25 protein-coding genes are annotated in these 26,090 nt (G+C 57.9%); 7 read left to right on the forward strand and 18 right to left on the reverse strand.

Annotated features, from left to right (window positions below; all coding sequences use genetic code 11):
* Nucleotides 1–83 precede the first annotated feature (83 nt).
* Nucleotides 84–518 carry a GNAT family N-acetyltransferase gene (locus ACLI4M_RS00645; RefSeq protein ID WP_133625173.1) on the forward strand — a complete coding sequence of 145 codons (435 nt, stop codon included), beginning with the start codon at nucleotides 84–86 and terminating at the stop codon, nucleotides 516–518.
* A 71-nt stretch (nucleotides 519–589) separates the two neighbouring features.
* Here ACLI4M_RS00645 and ACLI4M_RS00650 read toward each other — a convergent pair whose 3' ends face one another.
* Nucleotides 590–838, reverse strand: a complete 249-nt coding sequence (locus tag ACLI4M_RS00650) for a helix-turn-helix transcriptional regulator (RefSeq protein WP_133625174.1) — start codon at nucleotides 836–838, stop codon at nucleotides 590–592.
* 587 nt (nucleotides 839–1,425) lie between these two features.
* On the opposite strand from ACLI4M_RS00650, the gene ACLI4M_RS00655 reads away from it, so the two are divergent.
* The 3 genes from ACLI4M_RS00655 (at nucleotide 1,426) to ACLI4M_RS00665 (ending at nucleotide 3,561) form a co-directional block, all read left to right on the forward strand.
* Complete coding sequence (locus ACLI4M_RS00655) at nucleotides 1,426–1,866, forward strand: hypothetical protein (RefSeq protein WP_133625175.1); 441 nt, start codon at nucleotides 1,426–1,428, stop codon at nucleotides 1,864–1,866.
* 93 nt (nucleotides 1,867–1,959) lie between these two features.
* Nucleotides 1,960–2,106 (forward strand): succinate dehydrogenase flavoprotein subunit, encoded by a 147-nt coding sequence (locus ACLI4M_RS00660; protein ID WP_133625176.1) that lies wholly within the window; start codon nucleotides 1,960–1,962, stop codon nucleotides 2,104–2,106.
* A gap of 621 nt (nucleotides 2,107–2,727) precedes the next feature.
* Nucleotides 2,728–3,561: a DUF932 domain-containing protein gene (locus ACLI4M_RS00665; RefSeq protein ID WP_133625177.1), complete on the forward strand. Its 834-nt coding sequence runs from the start codon at nucleotides 2,728–2,730 to the stop codon at nucleotides 3,559–3,561.
* 108 nt (nucleotides 3,562–3,669) lie between these two features.
* On the opposite strand, the gene ACLI4M_RS00670 is transcribed toward ACLI4M_RS00665, so the two are convergent.
* Nucleotides 3,670–3,990 (reverse strand): molybdopterin-guanine dinucleotide biosynthesis protein MobC, encoded by a 321-nt coding sequence (locus ACLI4M_RS00670; protein WP_253539656.1) that lies wholly within the window; start codon nucleotides 3,988–3,990, stop codon nucleotides 3,670–3,672.
* Nucleotides 3,991–4,269: 279 nt separating this feature from the next.
* Between ACLI4M_RS00670 and mobA the strand changes: the two genes are divergently transcribed.
* A complete protein-coding gene (mobA, locus tag ACLI4M_RS00675) occupies nucleotides 4,270–4,614 on the forward strand; it encodes a plasmid mobilization protein MobA (protein WP_004720848.1) in 345 nt (114 codons plus the stop codon).
* A gap of 1 nt (nucleotide 4,615) precedes the next feature.
* Complete coding sequence (traI, locus tag ACLI4M_RS00680; RefSeq protein ID WP_133625178.1) at nucleotides 4,616–6,541, forward strand: TraI/MobA(P) family conjugative relaxase; 1,926 nt, start codon at nucleotides 4,616–4,618, stop codon at nucleotides 6,539–6,541.
* A gap of 44 nt (nucleotides 6,542–6,585) precedes the next feature.
* Here the strand turns inward: traI and ACLI4M_RS00685 are convergent, their stop codons facing one another.
* On the reverse strand, nucleotides 6,586–7,296 hold the full coding sequence (locus ACLI4M_RS00685) for a DUF5710 domain-containing protein (RefSeq protein WP_133625179.1): 711 nt from the start codon (nucleotides 7,294–7,296) through the stop codon (nucleotides 6,586–6,588).
* A gap of 179 nt (nucleotides 7,297–7,475) precedes the next feature.
* On the opposite strand from ACLI4M_RS00685, the gene ACLI4M_RS00690 reads away from it, so the two are divergent.
* Nucleotides 7,476–8,048 carry a hypothetical protein gene (locus ACLI4M_RS00690; protein ID WP_133625180.1) on the forward strand — a complete coding sequence of 191 codons (573 nt, stop codon included), beginning with the start codon at nucleotides 7,476–7,478 and terminating at the stop codon, nucleotides 8,046–8,048.
* Between the two features lie 353 nt (nucleotides 8,049–8,401).
* Here ACLI4M_RS00690 and ACLI4M_RS00695 read toward each other — a convergent pair whose 3' ends face one another.
* From ACLI4M_RS00695 to traO, 15 genes are all read right to left on the reverse strand, one after another.
* Nucleotides 8,402–8,938, reverse strand: a complete 537-nt coding sequence (locus ACLI4M_RS00695; RefSeq protein WP_133625181.1) for a phospholipase D family protein — start codon at nucleotides 8,936–8,938, stop codon at nucleotides 8,402–8,404.
* 77 nt (nucleotides 8,939–9,015) lie between these two features.
* Nucleotides 9,016–11,316: an F-type conjugative transfer protein TrbC gene (gene trbC, locus ACLI4M_RS00700; protein WP_133625182.1), complete on the reverse strand. Its 2,301-nt coding sequence runs from the start codon at nucleotides 11,314–11,316 to the stop codon at nucleotides 9,016–9,018.
* A gap of 9 nt (nucleotides 11,317–11,325) precedes the next feature.
* Nucleotides 11,326–12,345, reverse strand: a complete 1,020-nt coding sequence (locus ACLI4M_RS00705) for a DsbC family protein (RefSeq protein WP_133625183.1) — start codon at nucleotides 12,343–12,345, stop codon at nucleotides 11,326–11,328.
* A gap of 4 nt (nucleotides 12,346–12,349) precedes the next feature.
* Entirely contained in the window at nucleotides 12,350–13,630 is a 1,281-nt protein-coding gene (locus tag ACLI4M_RS00710; protein WP_133625184.1) for a secretion/conjugation apparatus DotM-related subunit, read from the reverse strand.
* A 94-nt stretch (nucleotides 13,631–13,724) separates the two neighbouring features.
* Nucleotides 13,725–14,399: a hypothetical protein gene (locus ACLI4M_RS00715; RefSeq protein ID WP_413449704.1), complete on the reverse strand. Its 675-nt coding sequence runs from the start codon at nucleotides 14,397–14,399 to the stop codon at nucleotides 13,725–13,727.
* 301 nt (nucleotides 14,400–14,700) lie between these two features.
* Nucleotides 14,701–14,952, reverse strand: coding sequence for a type II toxin-antitoxin system Phd/YefM family antitoxin (locus ACLI4M_RS00720; RefSeq protein ID WP_133625186.1), 252 nt, complete (start codon nucleotides 14,950–14,952; stop codon nucleotides 14,701–14,703).
* A gap of 102 nt (nucleotides 14,953–15,054) precedes the next feature.
* Nucleotides 15,055–17,202 (reverse strand): DotA/TraY family protein, encoded by a 2,148-nt coding sequence (locus ACLI4M_RS00725; RefSeq protein ID WP_133625187.1) that lies wholly within the window; start codon nucleotides 17,200–17,202, stop codon nucleotides 15,055–15,057.
* 61 nt (nucleotides 17,203–17,263) lie between these two features.
* Complete coding sequence (gene traX, locus ACLI4M_RS00730) at nucleotides 17,264–17,782, reverse strand: conjugal transfer protein TraX (protein ID WP_133625188.1); 519 nt, start codon at nucleotides 17,780–17,782, stop codon at nucleotides 17,264–17,266.
* On the reverse strand, nucleotides 17,782–18,975 hold the full coding sequence (gene traW / locus ACLI4M_RS00735; RefSeq protein WP_133625189.1) for a conjugal transfer protein TraW: 1,194 nt from the start codon (nucleotides 18,973–18,975) through the stop codon (nucleotides 17,782–17,784). The genes traX and traW overlap by 1 nt, the downstream gene beginning before the upstream one ends.
* A gap of 9 nt (nucleotides 18,976–18,984) precedes the next feature.
* Nucleotides 18,985–22,062 carry an ATP-binding protein gene (locus ACLI4M_RS00740; protein WP_133625190.1) on the reverse strand — a complete coding sequence of 1,026 codons (3,078 nt, stop codon included), beginning with the start codon at nucleotides 22,060–22,062 and terminating at the stop codon, nucleotides 18,985–18,987.
* 23 nt (nucleotides 22,063–22,085) lie between these two features.
* Nucleotides 22,086–23,045 (reverse strand): hypothetical protein, encoded by a 960-nt coding sequence (locus tag ACLI4M_RS00745; RefSeq protein ID WP_133625191.1) that lies wholly within the window; start codon nucleotides 23,043–23,045, stop codon nucleotides 22,086–22,088.
* Nucleotides 23,046–23,109: 64 nt separating this feature from the next.
* Nucleotides 23,110–23,493, reverse strand: a complete 384-nt coding sequence (locus ACLI4M_RS00750; protein WP_133625192.1) for a DUF6750 family protein — start codon at nucleotides 23,491–23,493, stop codon at nucleotides 23,110–23,112.
* A gap of 42 nt (nucleotides 23,494–23,535) precedes the next feature.
* Nucleotides 23,536–24,063, reverse strand: coding sequence for a conjugal transfer protein TraQ (gene traQ, locus ACLI4M_RS00755; protein WP_166643220.1), 528 nt, complete (start codon nucleotides 24,061–24,063; stop codon nucleotides 23,536–23,538).
* On the reverse strand, nucleotides 24,063–24,851 hold the full coding sequence (locus ACLI4M_RS00760) for a hypothetical protein (RefSeq protein ID WP_133625193.1): 789 nt from the start codon (nucleotides 24,849–24,851) through the stop codon (nucleotides 24,063–24,065). The genes traQ and ACLI4M_RS00760 overlap by 1 nt, the downstream gene beginning before the upstream one ends.
* Nucleotides 24,852–24,862: 11 nt before the next feature.
* On the reverse strand, nucleotides 24,863–26,089 hold the full coding sequence (gene traO, locus ACLI4M_RS00765; protein WP_133625194.1) for a conjugal transfer protein TraO: 1,227 nt from the start codon (nucleotides 26,087–26,089) through the stop codon (nucleotides 24,863–24,865).
* Nucleotide 26,090 lies beyond the last annotated feature (1 nt).

A 26,090-nucleotide genomic window follows, 5' to 3' on the forward strand; every position in this document is an offset into this window, starting at 1 on the left:
GTCCAGTGCCTTTTCGCCTTTAATATATTTACCGGGAGTTGTAGTCTTCCAGCGGACCGTGTCAGATATGGTGGAGGAAAGATATGATTCAAATAAAGGGTAAAGATCTCCTTAATGAGATTAACTGGCAGGAATTAGCTGCAATGTTTTCTTCAGCTGGACTGAATCAACGGGATGAGAAAATGTTGGAGCAGGCGTTCCGTAACAGCACATTCTGTTGGTTTGGATATGAAAATGAAAAATTAGTTGGTGCCGCCAGAGCAATAAGCGATTTGACCTGGAGCAGCTATCTTTCGGATGTTGTTGTGACGCCTGAACGACAGGGAAAGGGGTATGGGGATCAGCTGATGAAGGTCATTTGCACCGACTTAGCGCCGTTTGGTAAAACCTTCATTTATTCCGTCGTCGACAAGACAGGTTTCTATAGGCGTCACGGATTTGAACTGTTAAGCACCGGCATGGTTTTTGCCGAGGCGGGGACATTAAATAGCATGCGCAAGCAGGGATATCTTCTCTGAATGTCCGAAACTGGAATTACAGGGAGCCAGCCAGAGTTCCGCTAATTGACCGCCGTGCAGAAAAGTAGAACTTACCTAACATCCGCCGTCATCGCCTGCAGCAGATCCAGTATGGTCCGCTTGCTGGTCGTTTTTTTTTCAAACACCGGCAGCAGGTCGCCCAGCGCCAGCGCGACGGTGGCAAGCTCAATCGCCCGCTTCACCCGGTCCGCGTTTTCGTAATCCTTGTAGGCCCGCAGGCAGACGCCCAGCTCCTCCGCCGCGCGGTCGCGGCTCCAGCCCAGGCCTTTTCGCCACAGTCGGAGGTCATATCCGGTCATTATTTTTTCCTTAAAAAGTGCAAATTCTGCACTTATATTAGCAAGATAATGCATGATTAAAAAACAATTAAGTGCAGATTATGCACTTTTACAGACATGGATTTGGTCCCTTCGGCTCCCCGTCGTGCCGCCGGGCCGTCGCCTGCACTTCGCGTGGCGCTCTGCGATCGCCGCGCTGCGCGGAGCCCTGCCGGTCTCCGCTCCGGAGGATAGCAAGCGATACCTGAACCCGGCGCATGCAGCTGCCGTTCCGGCAGCGCGCTTTCACTGGCCGCTTCGGCGGCCGCTGAGGAAAGCCGGTAAACCGGCTTCTTCCGGTTCTCCCTCAACCCGCTGCACCTGCGAAAGCCTCTCATTGCTTATGCAGACTGACAGCGTTCTCTTCCCCACTGCAAGGGCCGCAGCAGAGCTGCTTTCCGGTCGGTTTTTTTTCTCGCGGGCTCCAAATAAATCCGCCCTCCACCCCTGCACCCGGTCGTTCCGCTGTCCGGGCGTCTGCGCAATGAGGGGCGTTCCGCAACCGGCCAGAGGGCAGGAAAGGGAGACGCCGGAAAGAAGCCGAAAGGCAAAACCGGGAGGATTTTCTGATGAGCAAGATGGTTTTCTGGAATAAAAATGCGGCCCGTACTGACTGGCGTGATGCCTTTCTGGTTGACGGCGTTTACCGTGCTTCGCCTGAGGCAACGGCCTGGACGCTTGAGCAGCTGAACGCAGACGGCGGAAACTTCGAAATGGTGACTTTTGAAGAGGCATACCAGCGCCACTGCGACACGTACATTTTAGCGCCCGTTGAAATCAGCGCCGAGCGTTTCAACGACATGCTGGAGCTGCTTCCGCCGCTGGACTGGCACATCGGCGCGTCTTCCCAGTCATTCAGGCTGATGGAAATGACCTGCGGCAACGTGACCGCCATTTTTGCGGTATACGGGGGCCGTTACTTTGAGCTGTGTGACCGGGTCACGCTGACGCACGACGAAATCATCGGAAAAATAAGGGGGAGCATCGGAGCAAAGCAGAGCGCCGCATAGGGGCGAAAAAAAGCAGGGTATTCACCCTGCTTCTTCACGGGTCGGCGTGGATCAGACGCCAGCCCAAATCACGCACATTACGGAGGTAACATCATGATTTTTGATGAGCAGATAGTGTCACAGGCGAAGGCGTTTGTAAACGACTGGCGGGCGGGCCGCCGCGCCCGCATGCCCGCGCTGCGCTTTGAGCACTGGCAGCAGTTCATGACGACGGTGCGCCGCGAGCTTTCCGCGCAGTAACCCGACCGCCGTCCCGGGAGGGGCGGCACTGCGTCGCGGCTGGCACCGCCCGGCATTGAGCCGGACGACGCCAGAACCCTCCCTGACCCTTTCGGAAACCATCTTGAAAAATCATCACCCTGAATGCGCCGTAAGGAGTGACCCTGATTTATGTGAACAACTGCGACAAGACAGTATTGCCGCCTTACGCGCTGCCCCGCGATGCCGGGCATACTGTTGCCCGATCACCACTGCCCGGATGACCTTACCACCGCCCGGGCTTGCTGCTGGCTGACGCCCGCGCCGCCCCCACTGAGGAAACGGGCGTTCGCCCGCCTCTCCTTCCGGCGTTTCCCTTTTGTTCCCGGGAACCGTCACGGCGTGCCTCTGCCGTGAAAGACGCTGGCACGGTCCGTGACGCCCCCCCCAGGGTAAAGGCTTCGCCTGCTGTCCTCGCCCGTTCGCACTCTCTCCCTGCGGTCTTTCGCTTGCGCTGCGGCCTGCGGCAGCCCCCACGGCGCTCCCCACCGATGGCCCGGGCCGGTCTTTATTTCACGGCAACGGCATCCCGCGAAGGTCATTCACCTTCAAAAGGAAAACGCCGGAAGACAGTCATTTTAAACATCACTCAGGAGACTACACATGACCCGCTTATCATCCGTATTTCGTTCCGCTAACGTTATCCGCAAAGAACGCGCCCTGACCAACGACGAGCTGATGCACTATGTCCCGAGCGTTTTTTCTGAGGAAAAGCACGAGTCGCGCAGCGAACGCTATACCTACATTCCGACCATCACGCTGCTCGATAACCTGCGCAGGGAAGGTTTTCAGCCGTTCTTCGCCTGTCAGACCCGTGTACGCAGGGAAGACAAGCGTGAGCACACCAAGCACATGCTGCGCCTGCGCCGTGAAGGTCAGATTGTGGGTAAGGAGGTGCCGGAAATTATTCTTCTGAACAGCCATGACGGGAGCAGCAGCTACCAGATGATCCCGGGCATGTTCAGGTTCGTCTGCATGAACGGGATGGTATGCGGTCAGACGTTCGGTGAAATTCGCGTGCCCCACAAAGGCGACGTGGTTGGTCGCGTGATTGAAGGTGCCTATGAGGTGCTGGATATTTTTAAGGGCATCACCGAATCGAGCGAGGAGATGAAAAGCATCACGCTGAACCAGGAAGAGCAGCGGATTTTTGCCGAGGCCGCACTCGGCTGGAAGTACGACGAAAAAGGGCTGGGAAAGCATATCCCGCTTGAGGCCGATGACGTGCTGCGCGTACGCCGCGAAGAAGATAAACCATCGGACCTGTGGACGACCTATCAGCGCGTACAGGAAAACATGGTCAAGGGCGGATTATGGTCCAAATCGGAGAAGGGCCGTTATCAGCGCACCCGCCCCGTGACGGGCATTGATGGCGACGTGAGGCTGAACCGTGCGCTGTGGGAAATGGCCGAAAAAATGAAGGCCATCAAATCCTGACGTGAACCAGGCGGAGTACCGGCTCCGCCACATTCTGCGCCCCGCTCATCCGCATCAGGCACTAAATCTGATGCGGAATGTAAACACACCAACGCCTGCCTGGGTTTTTTACGATTCAACCGCAGTTGAATTTTCCGATAAATTCGGAGACTTTTTACGGAGAGACGCTGCGCGCAGGGAGGATTTTTTACGGGCGTTAAGAATCTCACGAATGGCTTTTACGCTGGTCTGAATTCCGGCACTGTCCAGCCCGCTGCGAATATCCTCCACGCTATATCCTTTGTTATCCGCCAGCTCAATAATTTTATCCTTCAGCTGCTCCAGCACGTCCGATTTAGTCAGACGCGTTTTTGACAAATCCGGTAACTCATCCAGCGACGTTTTCGCCAGCTCCACATCTTCAACGCTGTACCATTTTTTATCCGACATTGTACTTTTTCCTTTCAGACTGCTGCGTGTAATTGGCCTCAATTATACCGTCGTGCATTCATTCCTGCCAGAACCCCGTTTTTCCGGCGTCTCCCCGTGACGGCGGGGCAGGTTTCGCATATAATTCCGGGAAGATAACGAAAATGGTTGTAAAACGTGGGACAGGGTATGTTTTGTAGCACCGCCTGCACGCAGACGGCCCCACAAAACGACCTGGTCAGGACTCCGTCCCGACACCCTACTTGCAGTGCCCGCCTCAGCGGTTAAGCAGGATTGAAGATGAGCAAGAGTGAAAAACGCCAGAGAACGGCTTTGCTGGGCAGCGTGCGATGCTTCCCTGAAGAGAAAGAACAGATACAGGCCAGTGCCAAATCAGCCGGTCTGTCTACCGGTGAGTTTCTTCGGCGTTCAGCTCTTGGTCGCCGTATTGTGGCTAAAGGCGACACACGGCAGATGAATGAGATACTGAAGCTGGGGGGATTGTTGAAGCATCTCTACAGTGAGATGAAGAAAGACGGTGTTATGACGACGGAAAGAAGCAAAGACTTTTCTGACGCTCTGATTGCGACAAAGGTTGCTTTGATGAAGTTCAGAGCTGACAGCCTGAACAATACTGAGGACTAAGATGCTAGCGGTAGTAGCTGAAAGAAGGCGTGACGGTAAATCCAGTTTCGTACAACTTATCTCTTACACCATCCTGCGTGATGATGTGGAGATGAGCGAAACGCTGTCGCCAGAGAAACCGTTTGTTCGTAAGTCCCGGGCAGAAGATAAAATCTTCAATGACCTTGTCGGGTATGCGACGCGTAATGCGCTGCCTGATTCGCAGGATGTTATCGCAACGTTCCCGGACGGACGTCAACAGGTGCGTTGCGATAAAGTCATCTGCGAAACTAACTGTTTTTCGCTGGAGACTTCCTCTACGGAAATGGACATGGTGGCCATGCAGAACATGCGTTGCAATGACCCTGTCTACCATGCCATCCTGTCCTGGCCGACCTCAGAACGGCCGACACCTGACCAGACTTTTGAGTCAGCAAGGTATTGTCTTAAGCGTCTGGGAATGGAAGATCATCAGTATGTTTTCGCCATACATGATGACACTGATAATGTGCACTGCCACCTGACCGTAAATCGTGTCAATCCGGCCAGTTACAAAGTCGTCGCCCCCTACAATGATTATTTTACCCTTGACCGTTGCTGTCGTGAGCTGGAGCTGAAAAATGGCTGGAAGCATGACAATGGACCTTACATGGTTAATGGCGACGGTGCGATTTCCCGGAACCGCAAGTTTTACAAATCAGCACCTTCCGCTGCACGACAGATGGAGCACTTTGGCGACAAGGAAAGTCTGTTCTCTTATGCCGTAGATAATTGCAGGGAGAAGCTGAATTCTTTGTTTATGCAAAGTGATTACAGCTGGGATGACGTACATGACATTCTGATCGCTGCCGGGCTTGAGCTACGTCAGAAAGGTGAGGGCCTCGCTATCTATGACGTTGCCAATGATGAGCAATGTTCAGTTAAGGCCAGCGATCTACATCCGGAACTGACGCTGAGCTGTCAGCAGGAATTACTCGGGAAATTTAATCCAGCATCCATTGTTCGTGAAGTTAACAAGGATGGTAAAGATGTACTGCTGAGTACAGTGAACATTGAATCGCAGTATGACAACCGTCTTCACCGTCGCGATAACGGGGCGAGAGCGGAACGTCGTAATGCGCGTGCAGAGGCAAGACAGAATTTAATCGCTCGCTACAAGTCGTACAAAACCGGTTTCGTACGGCCGGGGATCTCTACTGACGAGGTGCGAACCCGGTTCCGTGAACTGTCGGCCAGTTATCGCATTCGTAAAAACAATGTTCGCCTGAATGAGCGTGATCCACTGTTGCGTAAACTAATGTTCCGTGCGCTGGAAGTTGAAAAGATGAAGGATATGGCGGGATTACGTCTGCAGATCAGGGACGAGCGAAAGGCGTTAAAAGAAATGCCTGGTTCCCGCTGTCTGTCTTATCGTGCATGGGTGGAAGTGCAGGCAACACAGCATGATGCCGCCGCCATCTCGCAGCTGCGTGGCTGGGCTTATCGCGAGAAGCGTAAGAACCGCACAGCAACAATCTCCAATAACTTCATTCTTTATGCAGCTGCCGATGATATAAAACCTTCGCAAATTCGCGGCTATGATACGCATGTGAACCGCGATGGGGCAGTAGTGTATTCTTCGGAAGGTAAACCTGTGCTTCTTGACCGAGGATTGTTTATTGAGGTTGCCGACGTACCGGCAGAGAAGGGTAAAAACCTGGCGATGGCGTTGCATATTTCGGGTCAGAAAAGCGGCGAGAAGGTGGAAGTCCGGGGCGACAAATCATTTGTTCAGGGCACGATCCAGTACATTCCTCACTTCAATGCGTCCTCAGGAAAAACCGTACCATTGACACACCCGGCGCAGCGTCTTCAGGCGGGTTATGACGTTGTACCACAGATGCGAGATAATTCTCCCGTGTCACCATCGAGTACACCCAATCGTTTCACGCCACCTAAACCACGCTGACGTTTTTCTCCGCCTGGCTAACCCAGTTGGCCAGGCGGTCAGTGTTAAGGCATGAGATTCATATCTTCAAAGAAATCACAGGTACTCCTACCTACACCCCCATTAATAAACACCGGTTCATCAATTCTATATAGTCTGATTTGAGCTGCGTTTTTCGATGATACCGGAAGAAATGCGCCGCCCGGTTCACTGAAAATCATAAAATCACCCTGTAATCGTTCGCAATGCGGGCAGTGATTGGCATAGTAGCTTCCCTGAATCGTCTGACTATAACCAGCTCTCCACAGTGGTGAGAAGCGTCTTATGTGACTTAATGCCCTCGGACTCAGATCCGCAATGTATGAAACTCCAGAGAAAGATGGATTTTCGGTCCATGCATTTAATATACCGTCACTGTCATAACTGTAATGGCATCCGTCAAAGATTTGCCATTCATCTGGTTTTGTCACCGGCGGTGGATAATCCCCGAACATGTCAGTACATAAATATTTATGCCCGGGAGGAAGACATATTGCATAGAGTTTAATCTGTTCACCGCATTTCCAGCAAAGCCGCTTGTTTTCACCAATATAATAATATTCGTTGAATACGCTGTAGTGAGGGTTTTCTTTTAATTCCTGAATCCATTTGATAAGGAAAATACTTGGGTATCCTCCTGGGACATACCATTTTTTCTTCTCAGGATCCCATCTGGCACCTTTACTTTTTGCTTCGTCCTTTTCGCTATAGGGGACGCTCAAATAGAATTTTTCCATGCCGGAACCTATCTCCTAAGCCAAGTTTAAAGCGTTTCGGACATATGCTCGGATGATTTTTATGCTGAGTCAAGTTCCCATAAAGTCTATGTGGGTATACCATGTCGCTGATGATTTAGCCTGCATGGGTATCTCAGGGACAAACCGTCTTACAAAATCATGGACATGGAGAATGCAATATGTCGTACAGCGAAGAGTTTTTTAAAGCCCTTGAGCGGACGGCTCATTTTGACCTTGCGCCCCCTGAGAGCGTTGATAAAATGCCCAGTCGTATTATGAATGATAAGCGAGTTCGTAACCTGAACAGGGTGCTGGCTCCTGTATTCGAAGGTATCGTGAGTTATGAGCAGATGGTCGGGCAATGTATGCCTCTTCATCTTAAAGCTCGTTCGGTTCTTGAAGAATGGCTGGGATATCCGGTGTATTATACCCTTGGCTGGATTGATGACGGTACGCCGAAGGGGCTTCACAAATTTGATGATGATTTCATAGCCGACAAACTGGCAAACGGGCATCTGGATGACACGATTAATATCCATGCCTGGTTAACGTTACCCAGCATGGAAATCATCGACCTGACATTGAGCACAACTTTCAGTATTTTGCAGGGACGTAAGGAAGGCGAGGGTGGGGTTATTGTGAAGAAAGCGAATGAGATCACCGGTTTTTCGTACAAACCAATGCTTGTTGGCGAGGCGTTCCTGTCTAAAAGCGGCATATTGCAGAATGTGACCTGGTTCGAGTTGGGGTAGATATCTGAAACCCAAAACCACTTAGGCCCCCACAGAAACAAAAAAACGCCATAAGGCAGTTTTTAAGTGGTTATAAGTTTAAGCGGCCTTCTCAGCAGAGTGTTGGTTACCAACGTAACGCAAGCACGATCCAGTGCTTGTATTCGCGGTTAAATCTTCGGTGGTGGCAATCGTGAAGTGGTCTGAGCAAGGACCGCGCAATGAAACGGTACTTTTGTATTGTGCTCATTGTTTCTGGTGCACTGTTGGCTCATTGTGAGGGGGGAGTATCTCCAACAACCCAATTTCTGTGACCATTAACGCAGCAGGCGAGTAAGCCAGGTAGCCGTCCTTCGGGGCGGCTTTCCTCTATATTAATAGGATGATTTCCAGTCTGTCCCCAAATCCCAGCGGGACTGCCAGTGGGCCAGGTACGTCTGAGCCAGTGCGGGCATCTCGCGCACGACCAGAGCATTCTCTGAATTGGACCGTGCCGCTGCCCTGCTATAGTTAAAGCTGCCTACTTCAACAGTCTGATTATCAACAATTAAAACTTTATCGTGCATGATTTTAAATCGGTTAACTGTCCTGACAGGAATATCGGCATTAACCAGCAGGTTCATTGCTGCCACACTGGCTTTACTGCTATTGCCTTTCTCATCGAGCACCACTTTTACATCAACTCCCCGACGCCTCGCACCCGTTAACGCTTTAACTACTTCTGGTGACGTAAAGGAATAGCCCATCAGCCGAATACTCTGCCGGGCATCATCTATGGTCCCCAGTACCAGTCGTAATGCACTGCCTTCTGGTGAGAAACCCGCCTCGATCGTCGGGGCTGCAACGGCAGAACTGACAGCCAAAAGTAGAACGCCGGCCAAAGTAATTGACCGTAATGTACGGATAGTCATTTTCATTCCTTAATGATTAAAAAATTGAGCTAATGGTTTAGTCAACGGTTGGAGGAGCTGGCGGGGAAGTATCTATTTCAGTAGGTAAGATGTTCGGTTGTGTTATCAAAATCATCAGCAAAGGACTGATCTGCCAGATTGTCATAATAAGCGTCTTGAGTATCGTAATGTGCCGTTGGCGGGGATGGTGCCCTTTGTGATTGGCTCGATTCGGGGGCTCCCTGCACGCTGGTATTATTCTGGTGTGCTTCTTCAATCCGTTTTTTCGATATGCGGATATTTTCCTGCTCTTTCAGCCAGCGATAGCGTCCTCCCGTTTCTTTCAGCGCTTCGATGACCGTTTCAAACATCAGAATGCCTCTTTCTTCAGGGCTGTATGCCACGTCACAGCGGTTATCCAGGTCGCTGGCCAGTGCAGTCAGCGCGATCAGGGTTTTATCCGCGATGCGGGTACTCTGTCGGCTTCCCCACTCGTGCGGCTCTCGCGTCTGACAGATATTCAGGATCCGGCTGACGTTATCCTGCGAGACAGGGCGGCGGCGTTCTGCTGACGGAAACTCGCGGCACAGGTCGCTGAACTCCGGGCGGCGCAGCGGGACGTAGCGGTTAATTTTGACGTCCAGCTTTGAGATCTTTTCTTTATCGGGGATGTAGATTGAGTTGCTGCGCACCAGGCGATCTTCAAATACGATAATGCCCTCTCCGGACTGCAGCGACTTGAGTTCTGACAGCTGAATGTTATCTCGCTCGCGAAACTCCACGGTGTCGACGTCCTGGTAGCTGCCCATGCCGGTTCGGTCCATGCGCACCTGTTCAGCGTACTGGCCGGTGCCGCCGACCGCGCGCATCATTTTCAGCGTGTCTTCGGTATCTTCGGTCTTCATGAACTGTTTGGTGCCGAGGTTGGCATTGACCGAATGGACCTCCTTACCGTGTTTCAACATGGCCTGGATGTCCTGCGCCAGAATAATCAGCATGTAGCGTAAAACGCGTATTTGTGCAGAAAGCTTACCCAGTGCCGGTGCGAAATAATAGCCAACCTCGTCGCAGAGGAGCATAAACGGAAACCTGCTGGCAAATTTCTTTACCGTCAGCGTGTGCTCCGGCGAGCCTTCAATCTTATTGCCGAGATCCTTGGCGATGTTCATCTGGATGTCAGAGATATAAAGCTTGCCCAGCGTGGCAGCCTCGTTGTCGGACAGCTCCAGCGCGGGGATCAGCACCACCAGGGTCCGGTCGTTGTGCAGAATGTCCTGCATATCGATATCGCCACCGTCTTTAGGGAACACGTGGCCGTAAGTGTCGTTGAACATGCTGAGCATGCGGGTGAACTGCTGGATGAGGTAACCGTGCTGATCCAGCGCTCCCTGCGCCCAGTCTGACGGGCGGTTAATCTGCTTCATATCAAAGCCGGCGAGGTTGGCCAGATAGTTCTCCATCGGCTTATACCCCTCTTCGTGCCAGCCTTCGCGCAGCGCTTCGCGGTACAGTCCGACAAACTTCACCAGCGGCAGGTAAGACTGGATGACGGCCTGAGTCAGCATGATGCCGTCGCGTGCTCGCTTGTAACAGAGCGCGTATATCAGAGCATTCATCATGGCGCGTGCTTTGTCCTTCCAGCCCTCGTCGCTGCCGTTGCCGGCGGGCAGCAGCGACTCCATCAGCTGAATGATAAAGGTCGGACTGCCGTAGGCGAACGGGTTGGTGCTGTTGGTTTGGGGGCGGGATTTATCTCCCATCATCAGCTTTTTAAAGCGATCGTCGTTGCCACTGATAAAGCTCAGCACGTGCCAGTCATCCTCCTGCCCAAAGCGGCGGGCCATTGACCAGGTGACGACCGCCAGGTCTATCTGCGCCTTGCCGTCCGAGATACAGCAGCCGCGCGCCCAGCACAGCGAGTTCAGGTACAGGCTGTAAAGCGTCTCCGTCTTCCCGCCGCCGGTGGTGGCCATGATCTGCATGTGGCGCAGGGCATCGTCGGTTTCCAGCCACAATTCCTTGCCCCGGTCACGGCCGCGCCCGGTGCCGAGGCAGAGCGTGCCCGCCGATTTTCGGCGCACAATTTTAGGCAGGTTCAGGTTCAGCAGCGGGATGTTCCAGCTCAGCACCCTGTCGGTGGAGAGGTCCAGCCCGCCGACGTCCATCGGGATGCGCAGCGGCAGGCGAAAGCGCTGATCGCCGAAGGCGACCAGCAGGATGATATTCAGCGGCAGGGAAAGCAGCAGGGTGGCGGGCCACAGCACTCCGGTAACCAGGGACACCACCAGGAAAAACTGCACCGTGAGCGGCGCCAGCATCAGGCGCTCTGCCAGCTGGCCCTGAACCTGACGGTGTATCAGCCGGTTTTCAACCGGGGAATGACGTCCTTTTAACTCCATGGAAACTCCTTACTGAGCGGCGTTCAGGAAAGCCTGCAGGGCGGCATCGCTGGTCATGGCCTGCAGTGGGATCATGCGACCGTCGTCGCTAATAACGGTGGGGGTGCCCGGCAGGCGGTAGAGCTCAAACGCCATGTCGTTACGCGCCAGCGCATTCTGACCTGCCTCACAGGCGGCGGGCTGCGCAGCGGTTTTCGCCGACGGGTTCAGCATGCCGGCACCGGTATCGAGCAGCGTGCTCCACATCTTCGCCCGAGATTCGGTGGCGGCGCAGAGCAGCGGCACCACCTGCTCTGCGGTGCGGGCTTTGCCAATCAGCGTCACCGGAAATATCTCCACGTTGTACTGTTCAGAAAGGGCCTGCACGGTCGGTTCGAAAATGCGGCAGTTCGGGCACTCCGGATCGATGAACATATACAGCGTGCGCGGATGGCCGGAGGAGAGCCGGACGGTGAACTCTTCCTTCGCCGCGCCGTTTTTCAGGCGAGTGGCCAGCATCCGGCGTGCCTCATCGGCATCCTCCGGCGACAGCGTCTGACGCGGGGTGGCCACAGCGGCAGGCTGAGCGGCGGCAGGGGGCTGTACCGCCACGGCGGCTGACAGGGGTTGTGGCCGTACGGGCGATGCGGGTGAGACTGCGGGGCTGACAGCCTGCGGCACGGACGTTATCGCTGGCTCAAGGTAAATAATTCCCCAGGCGGCAACCAGGAAGCCCAGCATGACACCGGGGATGAGCCACTGCCAGCAGGCGGTTTTGCGCGGGCCGATGGCCATCTCGCTCAGCGCGTCTGACGTTGCGTCCATCACCTTGCCTGCAAGGGTTTCGTCTTTGGTGACGAAAAGGCGGGTGACGTTATGGCCGGATTGTCGCATCAGGATATGGTGCTCCCCGCCTACGGTTTCCAGGGTGAGCTGGCCGCTGTTGTCCAGGGGGCTGATGAGGCTGAACAGGGTACGGTCGTTGAGGCGCACCTGCAGGTGCTGCTGATGAATACGGGTGGTGATGGCGTTAGCGGATGGCAGTGTCATGGGGTTATCTCATTTTTGGGCGAAAGGAGTGTACGTGTCGGTTAACGTGCTGTTCGTCGGGCGGTGTGTCGTTTCCGGACGGGGTTTCATCTTCATAGTCGTCTTCATCATCTGCGACCGTGCGCGGGGCCTTCGGAGTGATATCCACCACCGCGCCGATGTTGCGCAGGTCGGTTTCCAGCCCGTCGAGGGCGTGCGACATGACCGGGCGGGTGAGTCGCACGCGGTAGCGCGCGGCCAGCGTCTCCCAGTGCGCCTGGCTGACCACGCCGGCGGCCTCGACAAATGGCCAGGGCCGCCCGGTCGAGGCCAGCGTGTACCAGAGCGTACGATCGAGGCCTTTCAGCCAGCGAAAGCGGCGGATGGGCAGGTGCAGGTCGTTATCGTGCAGGGCAGAAATGGCGGTGCGGACATAGCCGTACTGCCTGACCCACGCCTGCGCGGCCGGCAGGTCAGCCACCTGGCGGAACGCGGCTGCAGCAAGAGACAGGTTCGGGTAGCCGACCTTGTTTTTATAGCGTCGGTCCGCGTGGAGCGTGGAGCGGTTTAACGCATCGAGCAGCGCTTCCGCCTGCTGGCGCTTATCCATGAAGTGCTGCAGGCCGAAGACGGCGAACATGGCGCGCTCGTGGTCGTTAAATTGGAGAAACTCCGGGATGAGCTGATTTTTCCGGTCAGCGTCTTCATTCGTGTTGACCAGCGCGGTGCCCAGCTGGGCGATGAACTTCTGCTCCGCCAGCTGGCGGCGCAGCTGGCGGTTGACGACCAGTCTGTGTTCGATGGCGAACTCGTCAGGTGTCTGCGCGCTGCGGTGCTCCTGCGGGTCGACGTTCAGCAGCTGCGTGTCCTTATCGCCGTAGGTCAGCGCCGGCACGATGGCCGGTGAGAAGTCCGCCATAATACGGGGCAGCGTGCGGATACTGATATCACGGCGGGTGCGGCTCACCTGATGGCGGCGAACGGCAGTCACGCCGGTGACCGCCAGCGGCACCATCGCCAGCATCAGAATGCCGGCCGTCCGGTCCATGACGGCAAAAAACTCAGCCCATGTCGTTGCTTCGGCATTATTGTGCGTCGCGGCCAGCAGGTTTATACGCCAGGCGGCATCCGCATGAAAGCGGGGCACGTCGGCGAGGCTCCAGAGCCAGTAAAGCAGGGTAGTGCTGTATTCGATGGTGAGCTGCCGGAAGAACAGGGCAGCGACGATCAGGGTAACGAGCAGGCCGACAGCGGCCAGCGTCCAGTCGTTGCCGGATTGGACGTCATTGCGAGCGGGTTGCGCCATAGGGTGACCTTTATGGATTTTGCGAATGCAAAAGAAGAGGCACCCTGAAAAGGGTGCCCCGGATAATGCTGGATGGGTTACTGCAGGAAGAAAATCAGTTAGGCGGCAGGATCAGGTTGATACCCTTCCTGGCAGCGATACGCGCTGCATGATGCTCGACATAGCCCGGTATATTGTTCTCGTACGTCCAGGTCTGGTGGCGCATGGCGTTGATTTTTTCATACAGCTGGCTGGCTTTGCCTGACGTCACAGAGACAAACGGGAGCTCAGGATTTCCGGTGTAGATGGTCAGAGTGTTGCCCTGAACCTCAACCGATTTCCAGTCATTCATCCCGAAGCCCATGACACGAACGTCACGTGGGAAAAAGAAATTGAAAACAGTGGTATCGGGGTGATTGATGTAAAGCAACGTTCCATTTTTAGTGTCTAGACCGACAAAACTCTTTCCTGACCAAGCCTTAGCAATGCTTGAGGGTAAGGGACATATCGTTCCAGCTTGTGAAAAGTATGATGAAAAAACTGAAATATTTTTCCTTTGTGTATAAATCGCAATGAAAATCATCGTTATTGCGATGAGTAATGACAATAAAAGGAATATGCTGAGATTAATGTCAGCTTGCCTGAATCCATAAAATTTTGAGTAAGAGTATGTAAGGCCGGTTAGTATTATGTGAAACGGAAATATAAAAAGTAAGTACATTCCTGACAAAGTGCCGACTAAAGCAACAGGCCATTTTTTTTCAAAGGTATCTACATACTTTAAAGTCATAGGTATCATCCTGATTTTTATCTGATTAGTTTTTTTGCCAAGTTATAGGCATCACCGATTTCTCTTTTGTCCACTGCAACGATAGCAATGACCAGTGTGTCACCGACAATCTGATATATAATTTTTGTGTGGGTCGAGGGTAAAGACATTTTATAACAGTCTACCATGCCCCACAGTTGAGATGAGTAAATGTTGGAATTTCCAGAAGCTTCCTTTAATTTTTCCGAAAATAGATTCCGTACAGTCTTATTAAGACTCAGCCACTCACGAAGCGCATCCGTTCTGAACTTAACCACACAGGTCACAGAGGACTGTCCAGATCGATATCATGCAGGTTCTGCTCGGAACGCAGCTTAACTAGCTTAGCCAGTTCTTTGTCACCGATACATTCCAAAATCTGCTCGTACAAATCGGCCGGGATGCAGTAAAACGCTGGCTGGTTACGGTTCAGAATCGCCACTGGATAACCCTCGCCTGAATTGACAGTTGCCATTGGATTTGTCTTGAGTTCAGTGATGCTGGCCGTGGTAATGGTATGAATGATGTTAGGCATAAACCCTGCTAAAAGTTCTGTTATTGGTTCTATGATACCACTATAAAACCTATTAACAAGTTGTATGGTGGTATTTTATCCAAATTGTTTTTCCTTTTAATGTTACTTGAAGCCGTCTGAATCGCTGTTAGGGGCACTCTTATCAATCTTTTTGATGCCCGGAGTGTTACCTGCTTTCCCACCAAATCCTGCAAACATGTTACGGGCAGATTCCACTGCACCTTTCATCATTTGCGCAGCTTCTCTGCCTCCGAGCCACGCAATAACATAGTCGGGAAGATAGACTTGCAGGCTGAATGCTGATGAAACTAAGGTGGTACAAATCCGTGCGTAAATCATTAAAATTCCGATAATACTAGCCAGTCCGGTGATGGAATCTGCCTGGACGTTTGCCATTGCGGGTAATATCAGAATGTTAAGTAGTGTACCTATCGCCACGACAACAAGGCTTGCAAAGAAAAAACCAAACACCATAAGTGATGGCCGGATAGCCGCATCAATCAGGAAAATATAACCATAGTTTGACCGACTACCTTTATCCTGTTCCGTTCCGATATGTGTCGCAGCCCATAAAGAACCAGCCGTGGTTCCTATTAAAACGCTGCCAATCCAAGATGTACCTGCCATAATCCAGTAGATGAGAGGTATGAAGGGAAGGAAGATGGATAGCGAGAATCCAATACTAAGAAGAATGAATAATATGAAATATACTATAGGTGCGATTGAGCCCATAACGCTTTGTGCTAAATATCCAGCACCAGAAACTGCATTTACTATCTTTCCGACGCCAGACCCATTACCCCAGTCAATAATCCCTTTTGCAAAGGTGAATGCAATAAATGTTGTCTGAGCACTACCTAAAGTATAGTCACCGATTGCTTTCATCTGAAGAAGTGGGTTGACTTGACTAGAACTGTCGTTATCACCATTTGTCATAACTGATTGAATTATAAAATTTGTAAAATTAACACCGTAGGATTTGTCCAGTATTTTAAGTAATGCTGAGTTAGCTGAGTGTACATCATCGATATTATCGCCACCCGCTGCATTGGTTGAACCAAGAGGTGGGGTATATGTTGAATTTTTCTTTTGCGCTACTAAAGCCGTTTTCAGCTCCTCCAGCATTCTCCCCACACCCACTTCCCCGATGCTGGACGCGCCGGTGACCACCGGGCTCTGTTTCGCCACGCTGTTCACCTTCTGGTTCGCCGTCGCAAAGGACTGATACCAGGCGCCCAGTGAGATCCAGCCGCTTTTTTTGAGGTAGTTCGCCAGCTCGCCGCGGATCGCGCTTTCATTGTTTACTGACGCCGTGGCGGCATTGATGGTGTCTTCATACTGCTTGGCCGCCTGCTGGATTTCCACCTCAACGTCAGGCAGACGTTCCTGATTTCCTTCCTGCCAGCTGAGCCAGCCGTTAACCGCGCCCTCCGCGCTGCGCGACAGGGTGCTGTTCATCTCCGCAAAGGCCGCTTTCTGCGCGTTCTCCAGCGGTGCGGAGTTGATCGGCACGTTGAAGGAGAACCAGGAACCGCTTTCCGCCGCCTGCGGCAGGCGGGCACTGCCACACAGCGCGCTGCCGTTGGTGATGCGTATCTCCCTGCCGTCCGCCGAGCGCTGTTCGGTCATCGCCGGCGTGCTGCTCGAACCGTACTGGTGCATCTGCGCCTGCTCGGTATTGATGGCCGACCGGCACAGGTACATATCAAAAATACCCCTGGCGGCGGTGACGGTCTCACCGGCCACCGGCTGCATGATAAGGGACTGGCCCTCCATGATGCTGTCGGCCGCCTTGTCCGTCAGCAGGTTCGCGCTGCCGACGCCCATGATGGAGGCCATCCACAGAAACGCCAGGTTAGAAATGGACCAGCCGGACGGCGTGGGGACCAGCGCCATAAAGCCCGCCAGCGAGGCGACGGGGGCCATCATCGTGGTCCCGCCGCCAAACACCTTACCCCGGTTTCCGGTCAGGACAGTGGCGCGCAGCGTGACGCCCATAAACCAGATAAAGGCGAGGCCGGCGATGATGGCGTTAAACACGCCGTAGAGCTGGCCGATAAAGCTGACGTTAGCCGGCTGAAGCGGGTTGTTCACCACGTCGCCGTACACCATCACCAGCAGCTGGCGGGAAAGGTCGGTGTTTCGGGTGGCGGCCGAGGATATCGTTTCAAAGCTGACGCCGTCGGCAAATGCCGGCAGCGACAGGGCGGCCAGCGCGAGCGCCGGCATCAGGAGGAGCAGTCTTTTCATAAGAGGAGGTTCCGAAGTGCGGACGAACGGGCCCCCAGGTCAGGGGGCAGGAGCAGGACGGTCAGGCTGACGGAGGCAGGCTCCAGCGAAAGACGTCGCGCAGCCAGCGGCGCTCAGCACGCCAGTCGGCGAAGGAGCCGAGCCGGCCGGACTGCAGCTGCCAGAGGTGAAGCTGGCTTTTCATTGCCCGGGCGAACAGCAGCCCGGCAAAGCACGCCAGCATAAACACCAGGCTTGCGGTGCGCACAGCCAGCAGCCCCGGGGCGGGAATATCCGCCAGCAGCAGCGCCGCCGGCAGCATCAGTACAGGCAGTACGGCCAGTCCAAACAGCCCCAGCCAGACGCGCTTGTTCAGCAGGTAGCGGTTTATCAGCCGTTCCCGGGACAGCCCGCTGGCGGCCACGGCCTCGTCAAACGAAAGCTCGCCGGCGTCAGCCGCCGTCCGTTTCGGGAACAGGCGACGTATCTGCTCCGCGTGCCGCCCGGCGACGTGCCGACCCGCACGCACCATGCGGGCGGTCTCTGAAAGGGGCAGCAGCACGTTTGTGCTGTGATAAGCGATTTTTGTCCATTTCTTCATCAGCGGATACCTCCGGCGGCGGCCTGCTGCAGCTTCTGCGCCAGGCGTGGTTCGTAATACTGCGCGCTGCTGATACTCAGCTGCTGCCCGCTCAGGATGGCGTTCTCCTGCAGCTGCTGTTTGATCCCCAGCAGCAGCGTGTTCTGCAGGCTCTGCACGCGGATGGATTCCCGCATCAGGTTATCGCCGTCCATGCCCTGCAGGTCGGCCTGATAGTCGGTGCTGGCGTAGCGGCGGTTGACCTCAAACGACTCAAACTCGCGCAGCGACATCATGCCGGTGCGCTGCGCCTCCGGTGAGGCGTTCTCGTCGTACCAGGCTTTGCTGGCCGGGTTCTGCAGCGTCTCGGCGAGGACCGCCTTCGTGGCTTCGTTTGGCTGGCTGGCCGCCACCATCGCCAGCTGCGGCTGCTCGGCCGCGCTCTGCACCGCGTCGTGTTCGGTCATCATGCCGAGGTACTGGCGGCCGCTGTCGGTTTTGATTTCCCCCTTTTTCAGCGCCCGGCCCGGGCTGCGGCGGGCGGAGTTCTTCAGGTACATCATTGCGGCGTCGGTCTGCGCCTGGCTGAAGGTCAGCTCGGGCGCCTTGTCTTCCGCCCCGGCCCCGCCCAGCAGGGAGCGGATCTGCTTGTCGCCACCGGGCAGGTCAGAGACGCCGCTGCACATTTCGCCCCAGGCGTCCGCATCCTCGCGGGTGCAGTAGCCGCTGTGAATGCTGGCGGTGGCGAACTGTCCCAGCTCCGGTACTTCAGGCTTCGACGAAAGCGCCTTTTTTATCGCGGGGCTGCTGACCCCGCCACCGCCGGCCAGCGACGACTGCTTCGCCCCGGACTGGCGGGCAATCTGCGCCGCCTGCCCGGAGGCCGACTCGCTGCAGATGGAGTCCGGTACGGTGTAGCTGCGCCGCGCCTGCTCAAGGTTCTGCACCTGCTGCGCGTAGGTGGCGTACTGCTGCATGTTTTCGGTTGCCTGTTGGATCATCGCGGCAATCTTGTCGTTGCCGGCGCTGACGGCACCGCCAATCTGCTGGTTGGTGGTCAGGATGCTGCCGAGCGTGCCGTTGGCTGCCGTCAGCTGCGGAACCACCTCGGTGGTGACGGGGATGCTGCTCGTGACTTCGACGGGGTAAGCCTGAGCCTGAAAGGCGGACAGCAGGAGGCCGCAGGTGCAGGCGGCCAGGAGGCATTTTTTCACGGGAATTCCTTAAATGTTCAGGCCGCGCGCGGCGATAAGCTCGCTGGCCAGCCGGTTAATGACGTTGTGATGGTCGGTGTCCTTCGCCTCGTTTTTGCGCAGGTCGATAAGGCGCTCCGCGCTGCCGCCGGGGAACGCATCCGCGAGGATGGCGCGGGCGGTGAGTCCGTCGAGCCGATCGTAGAGCTGGTCGCGCAGCGCCGCGTCCATTGCCGTGGAGTTCAGCGCCCACAGCTCTTTTGGCCCGAGGGTGTTTTTGAGGATCTGCACCACGTTGCCCGTTTTCAGGCGAAAGCACGCCAGAAAGTGCGTGCCGCTGCCGTCCGGGGACGCACCTGAGCCGATGCGGCGAAAGGCCTGTGCGGTGTGCATCGGCACCCCGAAGTGCTCGGTCAGCAGCGGCAGATCCTCCTGGCTGATTTGCATCAGGTACAGGCTGTTGGCCGATTTGAGCATGGAGGGCGGAAAGTGGTTCATGAACTGCGAGCTCAGCACGGTGCGGATGAAGAACTTGCGGTTTTCCAGGTCCTGTGACGCCAGTTTTTCGATGATGAACGGGATATCTTTTGCATTGTGCAGCTCGTCGTAGATTTTGGTCTTCACCTCCTGCGCCAGCTGGGTCAGCCGTTCGTGATGAAAGGGCCGGTACATCTCCGGGAGGTGGCCCATCAGCTCGTTGCGATACTGCGGCAGCTCGAAGTGGCCCGCCGCCAGCTGCCCGGCATAAAGGTACATCAGGCCCGTTTTCACCTGGCCCGCGCGGGTCTTACCGCCGACCACGTTGTTCAGGTCGACTGCGATGACGCGCGTGTCCGGGCTGAACTCAAACAGCGTGCGCCCGGCCAGCATTTTGTACGTGCTCAGCGCGTCGGACAGGCAGCGCCCGATGTAGGAGAGCAGCGTCTCGCCGCTGCCCTCGCGGGTGATGGCGCCGTACTTGCTCAGCACGTCCGCGTTGTTCAGGTACACCTGCAGGTCGCTCAGCTCCGGCATCGCCTGGTAGTGCGCCCGCGTTGCGGCCCGCACCTCGCCCCGGGCGAACAGCAGGTCGCGCACCTCGTACCACGTCGCCTTCTGCCACCAGAGCGCGTCGTACTCGTTACCGATGCCCGTCTTCTCCAGCGCCGCGTCCACCGCCGGCTCCAGCGTCGGCGCGTAGCGAATGGGGTCCGTCATGGCGTTGGTCTCAAAGGCGGTGTCAATGACGGTGCTCAGTATCTGGCGGCAGTCCTGGGCGTTCGGCGGCACGCCGCTTTCCGGGTTCACGCAGAGCGTTTCGCAGACGTTAATCAGAAACTCCCGCTCCGGCGTCAGCGGGGTCTTCATGCCGAGCTGCACGTCGAACGGGTTCTTGCAGTGCTCGCGGCTGTTCTCCAGCACCAGGCCTATCACCTCATGGCGGCGCGATTCGGGCAGCGCGTCGCGCAGCAGGCGGATAAGCCCCTGCGCCGAATAACCCTTGTCGACGTAGGACAGGAAGGGCAGGTGGTTCTGGCCGGAGAACAGGGCCGCCTCGCTGAGCGCGCCGAGCGCCACCGATTTCCCCGTGCCGGACTCGCCGGCGACGATCTCGGTAAACTTGGTCTGCAGGCTGCTGGCGAGCTTCACCGGGAACGGCTTGCCGTCGGGCGTACTGAACACGATGCTGGCATCGTTCGCCCAGGGCGCCGCCGGTCGCTGCAGCGGCAGCAGGGCCAGCGCGGCGGAGAGCGGCGGGAACATCAGCGCCGGCACGCTCAGGGCATTCGCTCCCGCCAGCGTGGACGCCCAGGCGCGCACCGGATCACCAAAGGTCCCGGTCACCTCGCACATGCCCCAGGACTGCAGGCCCTTCTGCAGCAGCGTGCGGTTGCGCTTCACGTTGTCTTTCGTGCGCGCCCAGGTGCTGGCGCAGACGGTCATGACGCAGACCGGATCGCCCTTGTTTTCCTGCTCCAGCCACTGCACCGAGTTGTATACCGGGCGCAGCGGCGGCAGCATCGCCGCCATGCTGAGCACCAGCTTTTTACCGCCCAGCACCTTCAGCCCGCCGGGCATCAGGTCCATACGGATACGCCACGGCAGCTGGCGGGACATTTTGCCGAACAGCTCGCTGAAGGTTTCGGGCTGCTGCGGGCCGAGCGACAGGGCCAGCGTGGCGTGCCACAGCTCCCCGACCCGCACCAGGCCGCCGTCAACCTTTGGCCTGCTGTTAAGCAGCTGGTAGTTGAGGTGCGGGGCCAGCAGCGCGGAGTGGTCGTCCTGCTTTGGCATGCCGTGCGGCCACTTCACGTCGCCCGGCAGAAACGGCCGCCAGCCCGGCGCCGTGGCGTCACGCTCAACCTCTTCACGCAGGGCGAAGCCAAACTCGTGCGCGTCCATCAGGCGGATACGCGTGCCATAATCCCCGCTGCCGAACTGGTTCTCCAGCGTGGTGATAAAGGCGTCGTGGCGAATTTTCAGCCCCTCCAGCTCCTGAAACAGCGGGTTCTGGCCAAAGCGCGCGGCCGGGGCGGTTTTGAGTATCGCCTCCCGGCGTTTCTCCTCGTCGCGAATTTCGCTGGTTTCCAGCGCGGCGCGGGCGGTGTACACCACCATAAAGGCCCGCTCGCGGGCAATGAACGGGACCATTTTCTCAATGCGTTCGTCAAGGATATCGGCCAGATCGAGGCCCATGCGCTTCAGGCTGCGGTACTGATGGCCCAGCAGCTTGTGCAGCTCCTCGCGGGCCTTCTCCGGGTCGTGCTCAAAGACAAAGCTCAGCTTGTGCCCGGGGGCCTGAAATTCGCTGGCCAGCAGCGTGGTCAGGCGGGTGATGTAGCTGCTGAACAGCGCCCTGTCGCGCTTCTCTTCTTCGGTAATGGCGACCTGCTCGTTAAAGGCGCAGTAGGTGCCCTCAACTTCAAACACGCTGGCGTAGTGTCCTTCTTCGGTGACGAAAATCCACGGCGACTGCATCTGCGGACGGCGCTTTTTGTCGTCTTCCGTGATGCCGATAACGGTGCGCAGGTCGCAGTAGCGGGTGAAGTCGTGGCCCAGCGCGTAGCGGGACGCGTACGCCAGCGCCTCTTCAACGCAGGCGAGTGCGGAAACTAACGGATTTTTCATAAGCGGGTACTCTCAGTGACGGGTCAGGGCTGACGGTGATAGCCATCCAGCAGCGCGCGCCAGGCGGCCGGGGGCGTGGCCCCGGTTTGGGGGGCTGCGGCAATCAGGTCAGGGTTCGGGATAAGCGCAATGTGGCGCAGGCGCTGCTGCAGGTCCTCGCGCAGCCGATCCGGCGCCTGCATCAGCGCCTGGCCAAACTCGCCGGGGTGACTGGTGCCCCAGAACGCTTCGGCCTCCGTGCGGTGCGCGGTCAGCCAGCGCAGCACCTCCGCCGCGCCCGCCTTCTGGCGCGCGTCACCGTGAGCGCGGGCCACGCTCACGGCGCGCAGCAGGTGGCTGATGTCCGCAGGCTCCAGCTCCGGCAGATAAACCATCACGCCGTCGTTGGCGCCGAGCCGGTTCAGGTGGCGGCTGCAGGCGCAGACGGCGCAGGCGAGGCCGAGGTTGTCGTCGGTCTGGTTTTCCGGGTTGCTGTCGCGAAATATCAGCGGGTTCGCCGGTGAGGTGTGGCCGCAGAAGTCGCAGCGATCGCCAGTCAGGGTGCGCGCCCGTTTGCGCAGCGCCGGAGGGTGCCCGGCGTGCTCGTGGCCCCACACCTGCTGCCCGATGCCGAAGCTCTGCCGGCGCTGCGGCAGGGTGAGGCGCAGGTATTCGACGTTCTGACTCTGCCAGCGCAGGGCCGCTTTCAGCACCCGCCGAACCTGCGCCGGGTCCGCGTCGTGCGTCTCCGGCAGGGCTTTCAGATGGCCGCTCAGCGCTGCGACCGGCAGCAGCACGACGTCGCAGTCGTACCCCGCGTCATGACGGATGACGCCGCAGTGATAAAAAAGCGGCGCCAGCGGCGCAATCAGGCGACAGAAGGCCGGGTTATCCGGCTCGTTAAACGACAGAGTGCTGCCGTCGGGCGGCGTGTCGTCATCGGGCAGGCAGGGTTCCAGCAGAACGGGAAACAGCCCGCTGACGCCGTCCGGGAATCGGGTCATGGTCGTACTCCTTCACGGGAAATACCCCGGCGCACGCGCGCCGGGGGAGGGGAGGGGAGGGGACTCAGCCGACGTCTACCGGGCTGAGCTTGATGGTGGTCTGCCCTTTCTTGATGAACTGGTCGATGGCAATCAGGATGAACCCCGCGCCCAGCGGCGTGAGGATCCAGCCCCAGGTGATCTGCGGGTTTTTCTTCTTGGCCACCCACAGGGTGATGGCGACGATAACCAGCGCGATCCCGCCAAACTTGGCGAGCTTCAGCAGGCTTTTACCGGACTGGTCGGCGCCCTCCGCCACGTTGTCGACCATGCCGAACAGGTCGTCGGCGGCCTGTGCCGGCAGCGTGAGGGGAGGAAGGAGCGCCGCCAGCGCCAGCGCCAGGCGCGAACGCAGGGATAAGACGGCCAGCCACAGGCGAACGGAAACGAACAGGGTGAAATTACGCATTTTTACTACCTCATTGATGTTTGTGTTGTTGATGTGGATGAATCAGTTCCAGGTCAGACCCAGCGTTTTTTGCAGTGCGGAAAGCAGTTCGGGGTTGCAGAGAAGCAGAATGCCGGTGGTGAGCATCACCACGCCGGAGCCGACGTCCTCGCGCGCCGACAGGCCGGTATGGCCGTCAACGGTGGCGCGGCGAATGCGCACGATGCCCATGTAGAAAAACAGCGCGCCCACCGCGCGCAGCAGCGTCAGCACGGCATCGATGGCGAGCTTTGCCTGGCCCATCGACTCCGGGGCGTAGGCAATGGCGTCAAACGACACGTCGCCGAAGCTCAGGGTGTGGGCGGCCTTGTTCATCATCTGCTGCAGGGCAATCATCGACCCGCCGAGGCAGCCGGCGACCAGGGCCTTCATGGCGCTGGCCGGCTTGCCGCTGCGCGAGCGCCGGGCCACCGACACCAGGGTGCCGATGCAGCCGGCGAGGCCGAACATGAAGCCGAGCGCCAGGATAAGCCGTATGCCGCTGGTCTTCAGGCCGTCGGCCACCTGAACCAGTATCTGGATGGCGTCCATCAGCCCCCCCGGCGAATAACGCCCTTATCGGTGGTGACCGTCCGCTCAGCGGCGTTGATGCTGCGCACGGTGAACCCCTGCAGCACGTCCCCCGGCTGGACGGCCCAGGTGGTGGCATCGCGGGTTATCCAGGCCATGCCGGGATACACGGTATGCACGCGCCAGCCGTTCACGCTGCCTGTTGCGGGTGACGTCTTCGCGGACTGCACCGGCTTAACGGCCTTCCGGGGTTTCTGCGACGTGCCTGCGGAGGCGGCGGTTGCGACCGGCACCGCCGGGGCGGATCTCGCGGCCAGCGCGCGCAGCTGCGTCTCCAGATCCGTGAGGCGCTGGCCGACGTTGTCCATCCGGCCGTTCAGCGCCGCCATGGCCTCCAGGCTGGCCGCGCTGGACTGGCGCAGCGCATCCATCTCAGCGGGCCGGGCGGCAGGTTCCGGTTCAGATGCCGGTTCAGGCTCCGGCTCCGGGGCAGGTGACGGTTCTGACAGCGGTATAAGGGCCAGGCCGACGGGCTGGCTCTGCGCGACGGGCGGCGTCTCTTCTGCAATCAGGCCGCGCGATGGCGACGTCTCCGGCCACATGGCATAGACCAGCGCGGCGACGATCGCCCCGCCGGCAATCAGCAGGGTGCTGAGGTCGTGGCCGAGCAGCTGGCGCTTTTTCTTCTCTTCGCCGGCGGCGGGCTTATCCGCCACGGCCTCGTGGTCGCTCTGCTCCACTTCATCCGCCTCTGACGGCAACAGCGGCGCGTCCGGAACCAGGTCCGGGTCAAAAAAGTCTTCTTTCATGGCGTGTCTCTTCAGGGTTGGGTAACGGAGGGCAGGCGCACCCCGGGAGCGGGCGCGCCCGGGGTGCCGGTTTCCTTATCGCTTTCCTTGACGGCGGTCATAAACAACAGGGCGATGGCCTGCCCGCGTTCGACCAGCACCTGCTTAACCGGCAGCTTCTGCGCGTCGGCAGCGATGACCTGGCCCGCCTGCTGCGCGGCCCCGCCGAGCACGGTGCCCGCCACCGCCGTGCCGTCCGGCATGCCGACGCGGCCTTCGATGGTGTTGTAGCCGTTGCTCAGGATCTGCGTGTTGGCGCTGGCGTAGAGCTGTCCGCCGAGGCCCAGTCCGTGCGCGAGTGCGGGCAGCAGGATGCGCGTGCCGTAGCGGTTGTTGACCGTCGTGGCCACGGAGGACTGCAGCGTATCCGGCATGGCGGCCCGGACGTCGACCCGCCAGGTGTCCTGATCCCAGGTCATGCGGGTGAAGTGGATGTCGACGCCATCCCCCGCCAGCCGCACGCCGCTGGCCATCAGCACCGCCCCGGCGTACGGCCCGGCCGGAATGCGCGCCAGCACCTGTGAGCCTGTGTTGTCCGAATCAACCGCCGTGTCGATAACGCCGCCGGGACGCGTACCCGCCGGGATAATCACGCGGTCGGATTTCCCCGCCGGAGCGCCCGTCAGCCCCTCCGTTGCGGCGGCGGGCGCGAGGCTTTCAGTCCAGGTGGCATAGACGCTGGCGGGCTTCGCACCCGGTGCGCCACCGCCCGTCATGCCGGTCGCCGTGGCTATCTGGCCCGCCGGTGCGGAGCGCTGCAGGACCAGCTCTTTCAGCAGAGCCTCCAGCGCCTTTTTCCGGTCGGCGTCAACGGCCTGCGCCACGGGAACGCTCTGATGTGCCGTGCGCGGCGGCGCGGCAGTGTCCGGTCGCGGCGGCGGCGGGGTGGCATCAATCGGGGGAACCGTTCGCCCCGGTCCGGTGCCGACGGAGGAAATAAAGCTGCCGTTGGACGCCTGCGCCTGGCGTGCGCCGTCCTCGTTGTTCGCCAGCCGCACCGCGCGGTACTGGTCGCTTTCCGGTACGGGCTTTCCGCTGCCGCCGGCGGTCTTGTCGACCTGGATGCGCGTGGGCGCCGGGGGCGGCGTGCTTATCCAGGAGAGCAGCAGGAAGCCGCCGGCGATCGCGATGAAGGCGACGGCGGCGATAACCAGCCCGGTTTTTTTCACGTCCCGGGTGACGTCTTTATCAGCTGACATG

It is taken from the genome of Erwinia sp. LJJL01 (genome assembly GCF_047300805.2).
Classification (GTDB): Bacteria; Pseudomonadota; Gammaproteobacteria; order Enterobacterales; family Enterobacteriaceae; genus Erwinia; species Erwinia aphidicola.